A 17505-nucleotide genomic window follows, 5' to 3' on the forward strand; every position below is an offset into this window, starting at 1 on the left:
GGGAAAGTGAATCAAGCCCGGCACAGCGTGCCGGGCTTTTTACTACGCCGGAATAGCGGCGATTTTCGGGCTTCTCGACCACACGCGGTGGGCCGTCATCAGGGCGAGCAGTTTGTCCGCCGCTGGCGTGTCGAGCGCATCGGTGACGATGACCCCCTCTTCACCCTGGGTCGGAACATGCAGAACGGACGTCAGCTGCCGCGCATCCCCTGCCAGCAGGATCGGCTTCAGATGTTTATAGGCTTCCAGCAGGTAATAGCGCGCGTCACCGCTCTGACTCAGGGCGCTGAGGTCGCCGCCGGGCACCACCACCGCATCCACCGTCAGCGACGGGGAACCGGCGAAGGTGCCGGCGATCGGCAGCGGAGAACCATCGTCGGCAATGACTTCGCCCATTCGCGAGTAGAGCAGCTTGCTGTGCACGCCCTGGGCCTGCAGCGCCTGCAGGAGCTGAACCAGATCCTGCGCTGAGGTGCGTTCGTTGAGCAGGACTGCCACCACGCGACCTTTCACATCTCCTTCGGCGTCGGCGTAGAGGCTGAGGCTGGGATCTTTCTCCACGCCATTGACCGGGGCGGGCAGGGTAATGTTGCGCTGATCGTCGCTCAGTTCGATGCCTAAGTTCGCCCCAACCGCTTCCGCAAGCTTAGTATCAATGTGGGCCAGATGATCGACCACCCGCTCGCGGATCCAGGTGCGGACCACTTTGCTGAGTTCGAAGCTGAAACCATCGATAATATGCTGCTGTTCAATCGGCGTCTGGCTCAGCCAGAACAGACGCGGCTGGGCGTAATATTCGCCGAACGAAGGGCTGCGCTGGCGGATTTTTTCGCCGTCGACGCGCTCGGCGAGGGACTCAAAGCCACCGCGTTTGGCGGCAGGCGGCGTCTCGCGCGGCCAGTTGTCGTTAATCGAGTTGGGCTCGTAGTTGGCCGGATTGGTGTCAATGTCCATCCGGTGCATCCCGTCACGCTGGAAATTATGATACGGGCAGGTCGGACGGTTGATGGGGATTTCATGGAAGTTCGGCCCACCCAGGCGGCTAATTTGCGTATCGGTGTAAGAGAAGAGACGCCCCTGCAGCAGCGGATCGTTGCTGAAATCAATGCCCGGGACGATATGTCCGGGATGGAAGGCCGCCTGTTCATTTTCGGCAAAGAAGTTATCCGGGTTGCGGTTGAGGACCATTCTGCCAACCCGCTGCACCGGCACCAGCGCCTCGGGGATCAGCTTGGTGGGATCGAGCAGGTCGAAGTCAAAAGCAAATTCATTCTCTTCGGGGATCAATTGCAGGCCAAGCTCAAATTCCGGGTAGTCCCCGGCTTCGATGGCCTCCCATAGATCGCGGCGATGAAAATCGGGGTCGCGGCCGGTCAGCTTCTGCGCTTCATCCCACACCAGCGACGCCTTGCCGGCGACCGGTTTCCAGTGAAAACGAACGAAGGTGGCTTTGCCCTCGGCATTAATCAGACGGAAGGTGTGGATCCCGAAGCCTTCCATGGTGCGATAGCTGCGCGGGATGCCGCGATCCGACATCGCCCACATCACGTTGTGCAGCGTTTCCGGCTGCAGGGAAACATAGTCCCAGAAAGTATCGTGGGCGCTCTGCCCTTGTGGGATGGCCCAGTGGGGTTCAGGCTTCACGGCGTGGACAAAGTCGGGGAACTTCATCGCGTCCTGGATGAAGAAGACCGGTGTGTTGTTGCCCACCAGGTCAAAAATCCCTTCGTCAGTGTAAAACTTGGTAGCGAAGCCGCGAATATCGCGGACGGTGTCCGCCGACCCCGCGCCGCCCTGCACGGTGGAAAAGCGTACAAACACCGGGGTGATTTTATCGGCTGACGAAAGAAAATCGGCTTTAGTCAACGCAGCCAGGCTTTTGTAGGGCTGGAAGTAGCCGTGGGCGGCAGAGCCGCGGGCATGAACGATACGCTCCGGAATACGCTCGTGGTCAAAGTGGGTGATCTTCTCCCGCAGGATAAAATCTTCCAGCAGCGTTGGGCCGCGGCTACCGGCGCGCAGCGAATTCTGATCGTCAGCAATGCGCACGCCCTGGTTGGTGGTCAGCGGAAAATCTTCCCCCCCTTTGCGTTGCGCCTCCAGGGAATCCAGTTTGCTGTTATGAGTATCGGGCGCTTTCAGGCTGCCTGGGGCGGTGGGTTCGACGCCCGGAGCGGTAGGTTTCGGCGTGGGGCGCCACTCCCGATCGTCCGGCGCCAGCGAATCGAGACCCGGCTGCGCTTCCTCGCTGTCGTGGACCGGTGCCTGCTGTTGGTGAGGGTTCGGGTGCTTATCAGACATTACTCGTCTCCTGCTTTCATTGCTAAAAGTGGTCGTTGATAGACCAAAACCCTTCTAACTATAGAACATTACGCTGTCTGCGCCCGGCGAGGGGGCAGGGAGTTATCCTAAAATGCGCATCGGCGGCGAAGGGGCGACGAACGGGGCCACAATCGGCTATGATAGAGGTTTCTGTTTCCCGCTATGTTTAGTGAATCCATTTGTTATGAAACCATTGCGCCAACAAAATCGCCCTGTCATTAGCTACGTGCCGCGCGTGGAGCCTGCGCCCCCGGAACATGCCGTGAAAATGGACCATTTTCGCGATGTCTGGATTTTGCGCGGGAAGTATGTCGCTTTTCTGCTGATGGGGGAGCATTTCCGTCGCTCACCGGCATTCAGCGTGCCGGAGTCGGCGCAGCGCTGGGCTAACCAGGTGCGTCAGGAAGGTGAGATTGAAGCCTGAGTCGGCTGCAGAAATAAAAAAACCGCTGAATGATCAGCGGTTTTTTTTGTGCTTGCCGTTTAGCGATGCGCCAGTTCGGCTTCTTCCTCGCTATCGAAGATCGACTTGTCGGTCTGGCGCAGCCACTGGCTGGTCAGCGTCCCGGCGGTCATTGAGCCGTTAACGTTCAGCGCGGTACGCCCCATATCGATCAGCGGTTCGACGGAGATGAGCAGGGCTACCAGGGTCACCGGCAGGCCCATCGCCGGCAGGACGATCAGCGCGGCGAAGGTCGCGCCGCCGCCCACCCCGGCGACGCCCGCCGAGCTGACGGTGACGATGCCCACGAGGGTGGCAATCCACATCGGATCCAGCGGGTTGATGCCCACGGTCGGCGCGACCATCACCGCCAACATTGCCGGATAGATACCGGCGCAGCCGTTCTGGCCGATGGTGGCACCAAAGGAGGCGGAGAAGCTGGCAATCGACTCCGGTACGCCGAGACGACGGGTTTGCGCCTCAACGTTCAGCGGAATGGAGGCGGCGCTGGAGCGGCTGGTAAAGGCGAAGGTGATCACCGGCCAGACTTTACGGAAGTACTTCAGCGGGCTGACGCCGTTAATCGCCAGCAGCAGGCCGTGGACGACAAACATAATACCCAGCGCAATGTACGAGGCTACCACGAAGCCGCCAAGCTTGATGATGTCCTGCAAATTCGACCCGGCAACCACTTTGGTCATCAGGGCCAGCACACCGTAAGGGGTCAGCTGCATGACCAGACGAACCAGCTTCATTACCCAGCCCTGCAGGGTATCGATCGCGGTCAGCACGCGCTGGCCTTTTTCCACATCCTCTTTCAGCAACTTAAGCGCTGCGACGCCGAGGAACGCCGAGAAAATGACGATGCTGATGATGGAGGTTGGGTTAGCCCCGGTCAGGTCAGCAAACGGGTTCTTCGGCACGAAGGAAAGGATCAGCTGCGGGACGCTGAGATCCGCTACTTTCCCCACATAGTTGCTCTGGATGGCGTTCAAACGGGCGGTCTCCGCGCTGCCCTGGACCAGACCCTCGGCGGTGAGGCCGAACATATTGGTCACCAGCACGCCAACCAGGGCGGCGATCAGGGTGGTGAACAACAGAGTACCGATGCTCAGGAAGCTAATTTTCCCCAGCTGCGAGGCATTGTGCAGGCGGGCCACCGCGCTAAGGATGGAGGCGAAGACCAGCGGCATAACAATCATTTGCAGCAGCTGGACGTAACCGTTGCCGACGATATTGAACCACTGGATGGAATCCTTCAGCACCTGGCTGTCAGACCCGTAGATTAGCTGCAGCGCCAGACCAAAGACCACGCCAGTCGCCAGACCGACCAGCACTTTTCTGGCCAGGCTCCACTGTTTATGACGTGTTTGCCCCAGCGCAAACAGTAATACGGCGAACACGACTACGTTCGCTATTAATGGAAAGTTCATCCCCGTTCTCCTGATATTTTTATAACCTGGGCTGGTGGATAACCAGCTCTTATGACGGCAAGGTTAGCAGAAGGCGTTATCAAGGACTTATATTCAAATGGAATGGGTTATAACCAAATGGCGTTTTCCGCCGCTTTATCGCCCACTCTGGTGACTTATAAAGCGATTGAAGGTGATCTGCAGGGAATTGATCACCCCGGATGACCAGCGTATCGCGCTGTTGTCCGCCAGCGTCTGCGGCATCCAGACGGCATAGACGAACAGCGCCATACACAAGGCGCGTTCGAGCTGATTGCCCTTGCGCGGCGCAAGGATCGGCAGCCGGAAGCGCCAGCGACAGGGCCACAGCAGCGGCACACCGGCGGGGGTGAGCATATCGGCGAGAATGTGGCTGAGATAGCCCAGCACCAGGCCCTGGAGAGCGTCTGCCGGGACAATCCAGCTGTCAGGCACTTTCAGATAGAACAGCGTCAGCGCGCCAAAGACGGCCAGCAGGCTGTGGGTGAAGCCGCGGTGGCCAAAGGCCCGCGCCACGGGCTTTGAGATCCAGCTCAGCCGTTGGCCAAGAAACGACTTTGGGTGATCGATGTCCGGCAGCAGGCAGGTCAATACCGCCGAGGGCACAATATGCCACCAGTCGCCCTGCGCCAGCACCGGCGTTAACTCTGCGTTTTTGGCAAATACTGCGCAGGCGATTGAAAAGAAGAGATGGCCTTCCGCCGTCATGATAACACACCCTAAACTGTCGATTCATACAGTATAGGGTTTTTATACAGTGTACGGAAGAGGTGACGGTGTAACTCTTTGTCACAAACTCTCAGCGCGCCAGCCATCCGCCATCGACGGCCAGCGTATAGCCGTTAATATAGTCGGCCGCTGATGAGGCGAGAAACACCACCGGCCCCTGCAGGTCTTTCGGCACTCCCCAGCGACCAGCGGGAATGCGCTCGAGGATCGCCTGGTTACGCTCTTCATCTTCGCGCAGCGCCTGGGTGTTGTTGGTGGCCATATACCCGGGCGCTATGGCGTTGACGTTGATACCCTGGCCAGCCCATTCGTTGGCCAGCAGACGGGTCAAACCCAGCACGCCGCTTTTCGAGGCGGTGTAGGAGGGGACGCGGATCCCGCCCTGAAACGACAGCATCGAGGCGATGTTAATGATTTTCCCGCCTTCCCCCTGGCGAATGAACTGCCTGGCGACCGCCTGGCTGAGAAAGAAAACCGCTTTGAGATTCAGGTCGATCACCGCGTCCCAGTCGCTTTCCGTGAAGGTCAGGGCATCATGGCGGCGTATAATTCCGGCGTTGTTGACCAGAATATCGACCCGGCCCATCGCTGCCACCGCCTGGTCGACCAGACCGCTCATATCATTCTCTTGGCTGAGATCCGCCTGAATGGCGTGAAAGCGGCGGCCCAGCGCCAGCACCTGGGCGGCCGTATCATGGGGAATTTTACGGTTGATGCCGACGATATCGCACCCGGCCTGCGCCAGGCCCAGCGTCATTCCCTGTCCCAGGCCGGTATCGCAACCGGTCACGATGGCGACCTTACCCGTCAGGTCGAAGGCGTTCAGTACCATATTCACCTCTGTCAGCTGATCTACTGGCGTACGATGACGCCACCTGTGACCAGCATAGAGGGAGGAAAACAAAATTACAATTAAAATGAAACAATGTTTTGATTTTGTTGCTGGCGGCGTGACAGCGATTGTTGCACCCGCCAGCGGTCTTAGCCGAGCAAGTTCTCAGCAGTGAGTGCCAGCAGTGACGGAAGCTTGACGTCCGCCAGCGCAAAGCGCGGGTCGCGGCTGTTCTCCGCTTCCGGCACCACGATAGACCGCATGCGCGCGGCTTTGCTGGCGATCATGCCGTTGACCGAATCCTCCAGCGCGACGCAGCGCTGCGGGTCGACTCCCAGGGCAGCGGCGCAGTTGAGGTAGACCTGCGGGTGCGGTTTGCTCCAGGGTAAATGCTCCGCGGAGGCGAGAGCATCAAACTGGTCGCGCAGTTCAAACATATCGAGCACTTTCTCCAGCATCATCAGCGGCGAGGCCGAGGCCAGGCCCACCTTTAAGCCCTGAGCTTTACACAGGGCCACTGCCTCGCGTACGCCCGGCAGCAGCGGGCGTGAGGCTTCCACCAGCTCAATGGCGCGACGAATAATGCGCGCGGTAGCTTCCGCCCGGTCTACGCCGTGCCACGGCTGCTGCGCGTACCACAGATCCACCACCAGGTCGATTCGCAGACCGAGCAGGTCGGGCAGTTCATCGCGGCGACGGGTATCCACTCCCAGGCTCTCCATGACCTCGACCTCCGCCTGATCCCAGAGCGGCTCCGAGTCAATCAGCAACCCGTCCATATCAAATATCGCGGCCTCAATGCGGCGCTTCGCTGACATATGTCCTTCTCCTGTTGCGTAATCAGATAAACGAATCGGCAATCATGGTATATCATACCGCGCATTATTGGGCGAAATTCGCCGTGGCAGATAGACTTATACCCGACATACTCGGGGGAGCGAGGGAAGCCAGCGCCACGCAACAGGCAGCAGGCGAACCACCAACGCGTCTTTAACAAGGGGAACTCATGACGTACCAACAAGCTGGACGCATAGCGGTTATCAAACGCATTTTAGGATGGGTTATCTTTATTCCCGCCGTGCTGTCGACGCTGATTTCTGTGCTCAAATTTATGTATGAGCACAGTGAAAAGAAACCCGGCATTGATGCGGTAATGATGGATTTTGCGCACGTGATGATTGAGATGATGCGCTTTAACACGCCGTTCCTGAACTTTTTCTGGTACAACTCGCCGCTGCCGGATTTTCACCATAGCCTGAACATCGGCTTCTGGATCATCTTCATTCTGGTGTTCGTCGGCATGGCCCTGCAGGCTTCCGGCGCGCGAATGGCGCGGCAGGCGAAATTTCTCCGCGAGGGGATTGAGGATCAGCTGATCCTCGAACAGGCCAAAGGCGCAGATGGGTTAACCCGCGAGCAGCTCGCTGAACGCATTGTGGTACCGCGCCATACGATCCTGGTGCAGTATTTCCCACTGTACGTGCTGCCGGTGATCGTGATTGTCATCGGTTACTTCTTCTTTTCGCTGCTGGGCTTTCTGTAAGTCAGGTGCCCGGCAAGCCGGGCACCTTCTTATTCCGCTGGCAGAGGACGTGGTTTTCCCTGATTATCAACGGCAACGTAGATAAACAGCGCTTCCGTCGCCTTGTAGCGCTGGCCAATCGGTTCTGAAGAAACTTTTTTCACCCACACTTCGATATTGATTGTCACCGAGGTGTTGCCGCGCTTCACGCAGCGGGCGTAGCAGCACACCACGTCGCCAACGGCGACCGGGCGTAAAAAGGTCATCCCATCCACCCGCACGGTCACCACGCGACCCTGGGCGATCTCTTTGGCCATAATGGCGCCGCCAATATCCATCTGCGACATCAGCCAGCCGCCAAAAATATCCCCGTTGGCATTGGTATCCGCCGGCATTGCCAGGGTGCGTAAAACCATTTCGCCCTTTGGGGCGAGATCTGTTGTTGTCATGCTCTACTCTGTTGTGGTCAAAGACGATCAGCGGGATGCTACTATGAAAATAGCGCAGTGAGAATAGGGGAATACGCCCGCTGGCGCGGGCGCGGTGGTTCAGAAGGAGAGGGTAACGCCGGCGTAATACGCGCGGCCAGGCTCATTGTAGGTCGAGGCGCCGGCATTTTCGCGATACAGTTGTTTATCAAATAGATTACTTATTCCGGCATTCAGGCGAATATCCCGGTTTAGCTGATACTGAGTACCAATACCCACGATGGAATAGGCGCCAACCTCGGTGGTGGCAAGGGTCCCGGTTTCGTTGCGGATCTCCGCATACTGACGCGGCTTCTGACGGCCATAAAGCGTCCAGTTCACATTCGCAGACAGGGCGTCGTTTACCTGCCAGTCGAGCATCGTGTTAACGGTATATTTCGGGATAACCGACAGCGGGTTGCCAGTCTCTTTACTTTCAGATTTGAGCATCCAGGTGGCATTGGTCCGCCAGCTGAGGACATCTCTCAGCACCGGGATCAGCAGATTTCCTTCCAGCCCCTCGACCACGGCTTTGCCGCCGTTCTGCCATTGCAAAATATTATTGCCGCTGGAGGTATAGCCCAGTACCTCTGTTCCGGAGACGATTTTGTTTTTGTAATCGTTGCGAAACCAGGTGACTCCGGCAGCGTAACCATTAAGGTTAAATTCGATACCGATCTCTTTGTTGATACTGATCTCCGGGTCGAGGTCAGGGTTACCCAGCAGGTAGCAGCTGCCTTCAGCGATCGTGTTTGGACAACCGTTGCCGCGGGTGGAGAGCAAATAGCCTTTACTGGATTGATAGAGGTTTGGCGCTTTAAACACGCGCGCGATACCGGCCTTCAGCGTGAACATATCGCCGAGCTCCTGAGACAGATTGAGGCTGGGGCTCCAGTTACTGCCAAACTGATTATGATAATCGAAGCGAATGCCGGGGATCAGGTTGGTGCCGGGCACGGCTTCGATATTATCTTCCAGATAGATACCGGTGAGGGTGGCGCTGTTTTTGGTACTGCGTTGCGTAGGGTCGCCCGAGGTCCCAGGGATAGTCTCGCCGTTGCTGTTAGTGGCCTGCATTGATGCCGGGTCGTCAAGCTGATCATGGTTCCATTCCATTCCCAGCGTCAGCGTCTGGTCCGCCAGCCAGAAGAAAGGCACATTTAATTCCGAGGTAGTACGCCAGGATTCCAGACGGCTGGTGGCATAATCTTCACTGTTGATCATGCCTTCGACGCGGCCGGTAGAGCCTTCCTGCAGGCGGGTATTGTTGGTTTTCTCGTAGTAAACACCGGCTTTGGACTGGCCCCAATCCCATAGACCGTTGTAGGTGAGTCCCCAGGACTGGCGATAGAGGCGATTAGTTTCGTGGCCGTACAGGGAGTCCACCAGCCCGCTCGGGCTAAGATTGCCGTTGCTGTACTGGGTATCACCAGCATAGATATTCCCCTGACGGCTATAGGCGTAGCTGAAATCGAGGATCTGTTGCGGGGTCATTTTCCATGACAGCAAGGTGTTAATATCTTTATTGCGGACCCCTTCGCGTCCCGCAGCGTAAGAGCCGTTTTGCGCATGGTTAATATCCCAGGCGTCGGGTTCCGTTTTATTGATATTGCCATACAGGCGCATCGTCAGCGCCTCGCCGGCCAGTGGGCCGCTGAGATTGAAGTTAGCGCGATTGGTCGTGCCTTCTTTGTTGTTTTCCGGCTGGTTGGTGAAGAAAGACAGCGAACCGTGCCAGGTGTTGGTCGGACGTTTGGTAATGATATTGACCACTCCGCCCGCCGCGCCGGAACCATAGCGCGCGGCTGCCGGACCGCGGAGAACTTCAATCCGTTCGACCATTTCGGCAGGTACCCAGTTGCTGTCGCCCCGGGTATCGCGTTCGCCGCGCCAGCTATAGCGAACCGCGTTACGTGACGTGACCGGTACCCCATCTATCAGGATCAGGGTGTTCTCCGGCCCCATGCCGCGGATATCAATCTGGCGGTTGTTGCCCCGACTGCCGCTGGCGCTGTTGCCGGTCAAGTTCACCCCGGGCATTTTACGGATGATGTCTGAGAGATCGTTGACCGGCGACTGCTTAGCAATATCCTCAGCCGTGATAATCGACACCCCGGGCTGTTGCTTAAGCGCCTCTTCCGCCGTACTGCGCACAATCATCGTTTCGGTATCTTGTTCTGATTCTTCAGCAAAGGCGTTAGGGGCGAGGAGACTGGATATGACCAGCGCCAGGGTCGTGGGCACAGAATATTGCGGCGATCTCATGTAAATATCCTTTTCAAAACAATGCAAAATGAGATCGAGAATATTAATGATAACAATTATCATTACAATGTAACGAGATGAATCTCCATAAAATCCTCACAATTACCGCAACTTTTTATGCAGTTGAGAGAAATCGTGAAGAGAGCCTGCACAGTGTGGCCGGGAAGCTGTCAGCGTATGCGCTGAGGTTGTGTGGTTGCAGGGAATGTTTGCCAGTGCAGTAAGCTTATAGGGGGCGAGCGCGGCGCGCGATGGCGCGCCGGCGGAGGGGTTAGTGGTGGTCGTCCTGCGGCATATGACGGTAGATGTAGATCCCGCTCAGCAAGGTAAAGACCAGCGTGAGGGCGGTTAAACCAAAGACCTTAAAGTTAACCCAGATATTCTGCGGCAGCCAGAAGGCGATATAGATATTGGCCAGCCCGCAGAGAATAAAGAACACCGCCCAGGCCAGGTTAAGTCGCGACCAGACCTGCTGCGGCAGGCTCAGCTCTTTACCCAGCATGCGCTGGATCAGCGGCTTTTTCATCACCCACTGGCTGAACAGCAGCGCGCCGGCGAACAGGGCATAGATCACCGTCACCTTCCATTTAATAAACTCATCATTATGGAAGAAGATGGTTAACCCGCCGAAGACGGCCACCAGCACGAAGGTGATCAGCGCCATTTTTTCCACTTTCCGGTAGCGCACCCAGCTGTAGATCAGCACGACGGCGGTCGCCACAATCAGCGCCGTGGTGGCGGCGTAGATATCGTAAAGCTTATAAAAGGCAAAGAAGACCACCAGCGGTAAAAAATCCAGAAACTGCTTCATACATCGATCCCGTCTTTCAGGACGGACCGGGGAAGGCCCCGGTCCTGGTTAAAATTAGCTGCGGATAAGCATATACACGCGAAATAAATAGATCAGCAACAGGGCGGAAATCAGGTTGCTGATGGTATTAATCACCACCGCGCCGACGTTTGGCGTCAGGGCGGCAAAGCTGGAAGCAAACAGTAACAGCAGGGTTTTCGCCACCAGCCAACCGATAATAGCCGGCGCCACCAGCCGCAGATTGGCCCACGCCAGGCGCATGCTGCTGCGCATGGCGCCGAGGATGCCCATTTTGTCCTGTACCAGCATGATCGGCGCAAAGGCCAGCACGATGGCCAGCAGCACGCCGGGCACCAGCACCAGCATCATCCCCATCTGCACCAGGAAGGTGGTGAACAGGATCAGCAGCAGCAGCTTGGGCAGCACCGGCGCCGAGGCGCCGATGGCGCGTAGGGCGCTAACGCGATGACCGGCGGAGACCAGCTGGATCAGCAGCAGGACGCCGCCGACGAGGATCGCATTACCTACCAGACCCGAGAAGGTTGATGCCGCCGAGGCGCGCAGCAGAACCTGCTGCTGCTCCGGCGTCATGTTCTGCACCAGCTCGAACAGCCCGGCGCTACCGGCGAGGTTATCGCCTTCGCTGAGTATCGACAGCTGCTCGTCGCTGGGTGAAAAGGCATGGCCAAGTACTACCGTAATAAACGCGCACAACAGCGCAATCAGTAAAATAGTAATGAACTGATTACGAAAAAAATTCCCGGTGTCACGGTAGACGGACTTCGCCGTGATAGACATGCATTCTCCTTGAGTGTCGCAGGTGTTAACTAGCCGGCGATTGTACCGCAAATCGTTCCGTCGTAGCACTCTCTGCGCCGGTCAGGGCAGGTATATCTTTGTAAAGAGGCCGCAATGGTGGCAGGCCGTAGCGCGCCCGCGCCCGGTTGCAGGCATCGTTTTCCTCGCCATTTTCCCCGGACATGGCGAATTCGCGACACGGCGAAGGCCGGTTTTCATAAATAGTGCAGTGAACGGCGTCGCCGATATCGCCAGACAGGGCCGCGCAGCGGCTCTGGCGCTGATTGGTGCCGCTCATGCAGCGCAGGAAAGGGGTCAGCGGTTCGGTCAGCGCGGAGGGCACCAGGCCGCCTGCATCGTCGGCTTCCGCCCAGTAGAAAGAGACTCGAAAATACGCACAACAGGCACCGCACGTCATGCACGGGTTGATTTCACTCATAATTACACCTGAAAAAAACGCATCAACACAGATTGTCGGCAGTTAACTTATCCAGCCGCCTCAGCGACGGCAAGAGGGGCAGAAATAAATTTTTGCGCGAAAAGTGAAAATTGATGTGCGAACAATTCAAGGCATTGCGATCGGTAGCAAAAATTAATCTGGATCAATAAATGTTAAATCTGAGGACTTAGTGTGATCTAAAACAGATCAAACGTAACTCGTTATAGGTATATTTGGCCGCGCTGAAAAACCATAATGAGGAAGTGGATATGAAGAAGTTAGCAGCGGCGGCATTGATTCTTGGCACGCTTTCTACCGGCAGCGTCTGGGCGCATGAGGCGGGGGAGTTTTTCATTCGTGCCGGGACCGCCACCGTCCGACCGACGGAGGGCTCTGACAATGTGTTAGGCAGCCTTGGCAGTTTCAACGTCAGTAACAATACCCAGCTGGGTTTAACCTTTACCTATATGGCGACCGATAACATTGGCGTGGAGTTGCTTGCCGCGACGCCGTTCCGCCATAAGGTCGGCACCGGGCCAACCGGGACTATCGCCACCGTCCATCAGCTGCCGCCCACCCTGATGGCGCAGTGGTACTTTGGCGATGCGCAAAGCAAGGTGCGCCCGTACGTGGGGGCCGGTATCAACTACACCACCTTCTTTAATGAAGACTTTAACGACACCGGCAAGGCGGCCGGGCTTTCCGATCTGAGCCTGAAGGACTCCTGGGGCGCGGCGGGGCAGGTCGGCCTCGATTATCTGATTAACCGCGACTGGCTGCTGAATATGTCGGTGTGGTACATGGATATCGATACCGATGTGAAATTCAAAGCCGGCGGTGTGGACCAGAAAGTCAGCACCCGTCTGGATCCGTGGGTGTTTATGTTCTCCGCAGGCTATCGGTTCTAAATTCTTCTGTAAACTGGCCAACGGATGGCCAGTTCATTGTCTCGTCACACCTGTCTGCCGCAAGCCTCTGTCATCAACAGCGGATCACACTTCCGTCCACTGGCGCAGCAGGTTGTGATACATGTTGAGCAGGGAGAGGACCTCTTCTCCGTCGCCAAAGCGGGCCTTCAGAGACTGGATGGTGCGGTCCAGGTCGTAAAGCATCGCACGCTGCTTATCGTCGCGGACCATCGACTGGATCCACAGGAAAGAGGCCTGGCGGACGCCGCGGGTGACCGGGGTGACGCAGTGCAGGCTGCTGGCGGGATAGAGCACCAGATGCCCGGCCGGGAGCTTCACCCGATGTTGGCCATAGGTGTCTTCAATCACCAGTTCGCCACCCTCATAGCTCTCCGGATCGCAAAGGAACAGCGTCGCTGACAGATCAGTGCGCATCCAGCCAGCCTCGCCGTTCTGGCGAACGGCGCCATCGACGTGAAAACCATAGGTCTCCCCTGGCCCATAGCGGTTAAACAACGGCGCGGAAATCGTCCGCGGCAGCGCGGCGGAAAAAAACTGCGGATGGCCGCGCAGCATATCGAGCACAGTGGCCTGCAGGCGGGCATACAGCGGCGTTCGGGTATCGATCTGCTGGTTCTGTTTGACGGCCGCCCCCTGGCTACCCACCGTAACCCGCCCGTCGACCCACTCGGCCTGCGCCAGCTGCCGGGTAAATTCCGCCACCTGGTCTGTCGATAGCACGTCAGGAATGTGATACATCATCGCGGTGTTCTCTCTAAAAGGTGGGGCGCAACGGCCCCACGCGCAGACTCAGAAATGGACGTTCGCCGTCAGCATAAAGGTCCGGGGTTCGCCCGGATGATAGCGATAGCCGCTCTTGTTGATGGAGGCCACGTAATCGGTATCAAACAGGTTATACATATTGAGCTGCAGATCGAGGTTTCTGTTGACCCGATAGCCCAGTTTGGCGTCGGCAACCCAGTAGCCCTCGGTGTGATCCGGGGTACCGACCGCACCATCGCTGCCCCGGCGCAGGCTTCCGACATAGCGCACACCGCCGCCGACGGACAGATCGCTGGTGGCCTGATACTGCGTCCACAGCGTAAAGGCATGTTTCGGGGTGTAGGCCAGGGCGGAAGATCCATCCTGTGCAACGTTCTGTCCCTCCGTCACTGTCGCATGCTGCTGAGTGTAGCCGGCGATAATCGTCCAGTCCGGGGTCAGGTTTCCGGTCGCGGAGAGTTCATACCCCTCCACGCGCTTTTTGCCGTACTGCGACCAGGTTCCGTCATCGTTGGCGGCCACTTCGTTTTCAATATCGGTGCGGAATAATGCCGCGCTGAGCAGCAGACGGTTGTCGAAGATTTGCCACTTGGTGCCCAGCTCGCTGGATTTTGCCTTCTGCGGCTTAAAGTCGGTTCGGTTAGCGCTGTTGCCGCTGCCGCTGGCGGCCAGGGCGAAGCTGCTGCCTCCCGGCGGCTGCTGTGAGATGGCGTAGTTGACGTAGACATTGCCCTGCTCGGTTAAGCGGTACAGCGCCCCGGCTTTCCAGTTAACCAGATTGCCGGATTTAGCGGTATCGACAGTGGTGACCGGGCTGCCGGTCGACTGTCCGGGCGGGCAGGCGATAGCCCCGCGTCCGCTGCCGCCGCAGGCGGTGGCGCTGTCATATTTGGTATGGTAATTGTCGAGACGCAGCCCGCCGTTGATCTCAATCCGCTCGGTCAGCGTCAGCGTATCAAAGGCATAAATCCCGAAGGTATCGGTCTGGCCGTTGGCGTTCGCCCCGTTTCTGTCCAGCCCGCCAATCGACAGGTTGCTCACCGGATGGTAGAGATTCACCGCCGGCGCGGTCCTGGCGTTAACGCCATAGTTGGTCTGGTTTTCCCGGGTAAACTCCACGCCGGCGCTGACGTCATGGCCTATCGAGCCAGTATCGAAGGTCGAGGTGATATTGGTCTGGTTGGTCAGAATGCGGTTGCTGACATCTTTGGTATTAACCAGACGCGACCAGCTCCAGGTGTTGACGTCATTGATATCGGGGGCGGTGATATTGTTCGCGCCGCCCATCACCGCGGTCAAAAGATACTCCTGTTTCACTCGCGACCAGCGGGTGGTATTGCGCACGGTGGTATTCTCCGTCAGATCGTGTTCGAAGCGCAGGGTACCGCTGTCGGTAGTAGATTTATCGTAATCGGAGTCGGTGCCATAGAAATTGCTGGTATCGACCTTCCCGGTGGAGTTGAGTGCGGCATACTTCGGCGAAGGCGCCGAATAGCCCGGCAGGCCGACGGTAGGGATCCCGCCATCCGGGGTGTTGTTCTGCCGGACGTGCAGATAGTTCAGATACAGACGAGTTGGGGTATCAAGGCCGAAGGCTAGCGACGGTGCGATGCCATAGCGTTCGTTTTCAATGCGGTCCCGACCAGCGTCATGGGTTTTTTCCCCCATCAGGTTCAGACGGAACGCAGCGTTGTCGCTAAACGCCTGGTTCAGGTCGAGAGTGCCCCGGCGCGACCAGGCGCTGCCGATGCTGGCCGAGCCGTCGATCCCGGAGTCAAGGCGCGGCTGCTTGCTGATCATATTGATCGAGCCGGAGGGCGCGCTGCGGCCATAGTCCGTGCCGGCGGGCCCTTTGATGACTTCCACCTGCTGGGTATTGAAGGTATCGCGCGTCACGCTGCCGATGTCGCGAATGCCGTCCACATAGATGCTGTTAGAGGTATCCACGCCGCGCATAAAGATGGCATCCCCGGTGGTTGAGCTGCCATTCTCCCCGGCATAAAACGCCCCGACGCCGGGAACGTTTTTGAGGGCGTCAGTCAGGTTGGTGACGCCCTGATCTTTAATCACCTGTTCCGGGATCACGGTGATGGTGCGGGTGGTATCGACCAGCGGTTTATTGAACTTGGGATCGGCGGAAGCGCCGGGGGAGTAGAGTGAAGGCGGAGCGGCTTCCACTACCAGCGTCTCTTCACTATTTTTGACCGAATTTTCCGCTGTGATGCCTGCTGCCGGCGAGGCTCCCAGACACAGACCTGTAAACAATGCCAATGAGTTGAAACTGCCGAAAGGCAGAGAAGCGTTTTTTTCCATGATAAATGCAGGCTTATTTTTTGTTATGAGCACATATCACACCGCGCAAAAGCGACGTTATTCGTCGTCTGGCTTGCGCTGACCCGGTGTGATTCTATAAATGATAAAAAGAATAGTTATCATTTGCCTTAATATTTACATAGAAAAGTTAACCTTAAAACAACTTTCTTCACTTCGATTTACATAATTCACATTTTTTGAACGATAAAGCGGGAATATAGGGAAAGTGCTGCAGAATAAGGTCGGTAGCAAGCCGCGCCGGGCGGGGTTAACTTCCGGGCGGCCATATGATGGTTGTTCCGGCACGGATCACCAGGGCACGGTACGGCCCTGGTAATCCAGATACTCCAGTCCCGGACGTTGCCGTTTGTCGAGCAGGACGTTCACCAGGCGTGGGATCGTCTCTTCGATGGTCAGCGGGGCATCTGCCCCGCCGAGCTCGGTGCGGATCCATCCCGGGGCCATCACCACCAGCGGATGGGAGGCCGAGGAGGGGCGAGCGGCGAAGCTGCGCATGAACATATTCAGCGCAGCTTTACTCCCGCGGTAGAGTTCCCGCTGGCCGGTAAGGTTATTGGTCACGCTCCCCTGGCCGGAGGACATCACGCCGAGCAGCCCCTGCGGTTTAACGGCCTGCTGCAGGCGCTCGATAACCCGCATCGGCGCCAGGGCATTGGTGAGCATCACCTGGTAAAACTCCTCGGTGGAGACGTCGCCAATGGTCTGCGATGGGTCACGATTGGTGGTGCCAGCATTGACAAACAGCATATCGAGGCTTGCCGGGGGAAGCGTCGCCTGCAGCGCGGCCAGCTGGGCTTCATCGCGAATGTCGAGCGTCGCCAGGCGTAGCCGCAGGGGATGCGTCTTGGCCAGGTCGTGGAGCGGCGTGTGGGATGATAAATCGCGCACGGTGCCGATGACCTCCCAGCCGTGCTGGAGGAACGTCGCCGCCATAGCATGGCCAAGGCCGCGCGAGGCGCCGACGATGAGGATAGTGTTGTGCTGATCGGATTTCATGATGTCTCTCGCTGCAGAAAGGAGGTCTTCACTATAATCAGGCCCGAGATCGGGCGGAAGACGCCGCCAGTGCACTCATATCTTGCAGCAAACGCCCTGTCTGGCGACTGGAGCGATAATGAACGATCCCGATTTTAATTTGCTGGCGGCTCTCGATCCGCTGCCGGTCAGTACCGAGGTGATTACGGTTTCGCAGGCGTGGCATCCGCGTCTGGAGCAGGCCCCGGCCACCGCTGGCTGCGGCAGCGGGTGCGTGAGGTGTGTCGCGAGTAAAAAAAAGCCCGCACAAGTGCGGGCAAAAATACTGGAAGCAATGTGAGCAATGTCGTACTGAATACCTGAGTGATTTACTCAACTATTCAGTGATGAGAAAGATAATATTTCTCATTTAAGATATCAACCCCAT

17 protein-coding genes are annotated in these 17505 nt (G+C 57.5%); 4 read left to right on the plus strand and 13 right to left on the minus strand.

Going from position 1 to position 17505, the window contains the following annotated elements; translation table 11 throughout:
• Positions 1 to 42: 42 nt before the first annotated feature.
• The gene (locus tag KPHS_21360) at positions 43 to 2301 is read right to left on the minus strand and encodes a hydroperoxidase II (RefSeq protein ID YP_005226436.1); all 2259 of its coding nucleotides are present in this window, start codon (positions 2299 to 2301) and stop codon (positions 43 to 45) included.
• A gap of 283 nt (positions 2302 to 2584) precedes the next feature.
• Here KPHS_21360 and KPHS_21370 point away from each other — a divergent pair, with 283 nt between their 5' ends.
• The gene (locus KPHS_21370; protein YP_005226437.1) at positions 2585 to 2746 is read left to right on the plus strand and encodes a cell division modulator; all 162 of its coding nucleotides are present in this window, start codon (positions 2585 to 2587) and stop codon (positions 2744 to 2746) included.
• A gap of 59 nt (positions 2747 to 2805) precedes the next feature.
• Here the strand turns inward: KPHS_21370 and KPHS_21380 are convergent, their stop codons facing one another.
• The 4 genes from KPHS_21380 to KPHS_21410 all read right to left on the minus strand — a co-directional run bounded on the left by KPHS_21380 (position 2806) and on the right by KPHS_21410 (position 6594).
• Positions 2806 to 4197, minus strand: coding sequence for a sodium:dicarboxylate symporter family protein (locus tag KPHS_21380; RefSeq protein YP_005226438.1), 1392 nt, complete (start codon positions 4195 to 4197; stop codon positions 2806 to 2808).
• A 135-nt stretch (positions 4198 to 4332) separates the two neighbouring features.
• On the minus strand, positions 4333 to 4923 hold the full coding sequence (locus KPHS_21390; RefSeq protein YP_005226439.1) for a metal-dependent hydrolase: 591 nt from the start codon (positions 4921 to 4923) through the stop codon (positions 4333 to 4335).
• Positions 4924 to 5014: 91 nt separating this feature from the next.
• On the minus strand, positions 5015 to 5776 hold the full coding sequence (locus KPHS_21400; protein ID YP_005226440.1) for a putative 2-deoxy-D-gluconate 3-dehydrogenase: 762 nt from the start codon (positions 5774 to 5776) through the stop codon (positions 5015 to 5017).
• Positions 5777 to 5925: 149 nt separating this feature from the next.
• A complete protein-coding gene (locus KPHS_21410) occupies positions 5926 to 6594 on the minus strand; it encodes a putative enzyme with a phophatase-like domain (protein ID YP_005226441.1) in 669 nt (222 codons plus the stop codon).
• 188 nt (positions 6595 to 6782) lie between these two features.
• Here KPHS_21410 and KPHS_21420 point away from each other — a divergent pair, with 188 nt between their 5' ends.
• Positions 6783 to 7319 carry a putative transmembrane protein gene (locus KPHS_21420; protein YP_005226442.1) on the plus strand — a complete coding sequence of 179 codons (537 nt, stop codon included), beginning with the start codon at positions 6783 to 6785 and terminating at the stop codon, positions 7317 to 7319.
• A gap of 29 nt (positions 7320 to 7348) precedes the next feature.
• On the opposite strand, the gene KPHS_21430 is transcribed toward KPHS_21420, so the two are convergent.
• The 5 genes from KPHS_21430 to KPHS_21470 form a co-directional block, all read right to left on the minus strand.
• Positions 7349 to 7714 (minus strand): acyl-CoA thioester hydrolase YciA, encoded by a 366-nt coding sequence (locus KPHS_21430; protein YP_005226443.1) that lies wholly within the window; start codon positions 7712 to 7714, stop codon positions 7349 to 7351.
• A gap of 132 nt (positions 7715 to 7846) precedes the next feature.
• A complete protein-coding gene (locus KPHS_21440; protein ID YP_005226444.1) occupies positions 7847 to 10093 on the minus strand; it encodes a TonB dependent outer membrane siderophore receptor protein in 2247 nt (748 codons plus the stop codon).
• A gap of 208 nt (positions 10094 to 10301) precedes the next feature.
• Positions 10302 to 10841, minus strand: a complete 540-nt coding sequence (locus tag KPHS_21450) for an intracellular septation protein A (protein ID YP_005226445.1) — start codon at positions 10839 to 10841, stop codon at positions 10302 to 10304.
• A 54-nt stretch (positions 10842 to 10895) separates the two neighbouring features.
• Positions 10896 to 11639 carry a UPF0259 family protein gene (locus KPHS_21460; RefSeq protein YP_005226446.1) on the minus strand — a complete coding sequence of 248 codons (744 nt, stop codon included), beginning with the start codon at positions 11637 to 11639 and terminating at the stop codon, positions 10896 to 10898.
• A 25-nt stretch (positions 11640 to 11664) separates the two neighbouring features.
• Entirely contained in the window at positions 11665 to 11982 is a 318-nt protein-coding gene (locus KPHS_21470; RefSeq protein ID YP_005226447.1) for a putative ferredoxin, read from the minus strand.
• Positions 11983 to 12311: 329 nt separating this feature from the next.
• On the opposite strand from KPHS_21470, the gene KPHS_21480 reads away from it, so the two are divergent.
• A complete protein-coding gene (locus KPHS_21480; protein ID YP_005226448.1) occupies positions 12312 to 12986 on the plus strand; it encodes an outer membrane protein W in 675 nt (224 codons plus the stop codon).
• A gap of 84 nt (positions 12987 to 13070) precedes the next feature.
• On the opposite strand, the gene KPHS_21490 is transcribed toward KPHS_21480, so the two are convergent.
• The 3 genes from KPHS_21490 to KPHS_21510 all read right to left on the minus strand — a co-directional run bounded on the left by KPHS_21490 (position 13071) and on the right by KPHS_21510 (position 17099).
• Positions 13071 to 13748: a putative hydroxylase gene (locus tag KPHS_21490; RefSeq protein ID YP_005226449.1), complete on the minus strand. Its 678-nt coding sequence runs from the start codon at positions 13746 to 13748 to the stop codon at positions 13071 to 13073.
• Positions 13749 to 13796: 48 nt separating this feature from the next.
• Entirely contained in the window at positions 13797 to 16115 is a 2319-nt protein-coding gene (locus KPHS_21500) for a catecholate siderophore receptor Fiu (protein ID YP_005226450.1), read from the minus strand.
• Positions 16116 to 16391: 276 nt separating this feature from the next.
• The gene (locus KPHS_21510; protein YP_005226451.1) at positions 16392 to 17099 is read right to left on the minus strand and encodes a short-chain dehydrogenase/reductase SDR; all 708 of its coding nucleotides are present in this window, start codon (positions 17097 to 17099) and stop codon (positions 16392 to 16394) included.
• A 118-nt stretch (positions 17100 to 17217) separates the two neighbouring features.
• Here KPHS_21510 and KPHS_21520 point away from each other — a divergent pair, with 118 nt between their 5' ends.
• Positions 17218 to 17418, plus strand: coding sequence for a hypothetical protein (locus tag KPHS_21520; protein YP_005226452.1), 201 nt, complete (start codon positions 17218 to 17220; stop codon positions 17416 to 17418).
• The last annotated feature ends 87 nt before the right edge of the window (positions 17419 to 17505 follow it).

This window comes from Klebsiella pneumoniae subsp. pneumoniae HS11286 (genome assembly GCF_000240185.1).
Classification (GTDB): domain Bacteria; phylum Pseudomonadota; class Gammaproteobacteria; order Enterobacterales; family Enterobacteriaceae; genus Klebsiella; species Klebsiella pneumoniae.

What these genes read in the sequence shown, in the direction of transcription:
- KPHS_21410 (YP_005226441.1), bottom strand. Translation starts at nt 6,594, where the DNA reads ATGTCAGCGAAGCGCCGCATTGAGGCCGCGATATTTGATATGGACGGG.
- KPHS_21380 (YP_005226438.1), bottom strand. Translation starts at nt 4,197, where the DNA reads ATGAACTTTCCATTAATAGCGAACGTAGTCGTGTTCGCCGTATTACTG.
- KPHS_21360 (YP_005226436.1), bottom strand. Translation starts at nt 2,301, where the DNA reads ATGTCTGATAAGCACCCGAACCCTCACCAACAGCAGGCACCGGTCCAC.
- KPHS_21450 (YP_005226445.1), bottom strand. Translation starts at nt 10,841, where the DNA reads ATGAAGCAGTTTCTGGATTTTTTACCGCTGGTGGTCTTCTTTGCCTTT.
- KPHS_21510 (YP_005226451.1), bottom strand. Translation starts at nt 17,099, where the DNA reads ATGAAATCCGATCAGCACAACACTATCCTCATCGTCGGCGCCTCGCGC.
- KPHS_21400 (YP_005226440.1), bottom strand. Translation starts at nt 5,776, where the DNA reads ATGGTACTGAACGCCTTCGACCTGACGGGTAAGGTCGCCATCGTGACC.
- KPHS_21430 (YP_005226443.1), bottom strand. Translation starts at nt 7,714, where the DNA reads ATGGTTTTACGCACCCTGGCAATGCCGGCGGATACCAATGCCAACGGG.
- KPHS_21420 (YP_005226442.1), top strand. Translation starts at nt 6,783, where the DNA reads ATGACGTACCAACAAGCTGGACGCATAGCGGTTATCAAACGCATTTTA.
- KPHS_21490 (YP_005226449.1), bottom strand. Translation starts at nt 13,748, where the DNA reads ATGATGTATCACATTCCTGACGTGCTATCGACAGACCAGGTGGCGGAA.
- KPHS_21390 (YP_005226439.1), bottom strand. Translation starts at nt 4,923, where the DNA reads ATGACGGCGGAAGGCCATCTCTTCTTTTCAATCGCCTGCGCAGTATTT.
- KPHS_21440 (YP_005226444.1), bottom strand. Translation starts at nt 10,093, where the DNA reads ATGATAATTGTTATCATTAATATTCTCGATCTCATTTTGCATTGTTTT.
- KPHS_21520 (YP_005226452.1), top strand. Translation starts at nt 17,218, where the DNA reads ATGAACGATCCCGATTTTAATTTGCTGGCGGCTCTCGATCCGCTGCCG.
- KPHS_21460 (YP_005226446.1), bottom strand. Translation starts at nt 11,639, where the DNA reads ATGTCTATCACGGCGAAGTCCGTCTACCGTGACACCGGGAATTTTTTT.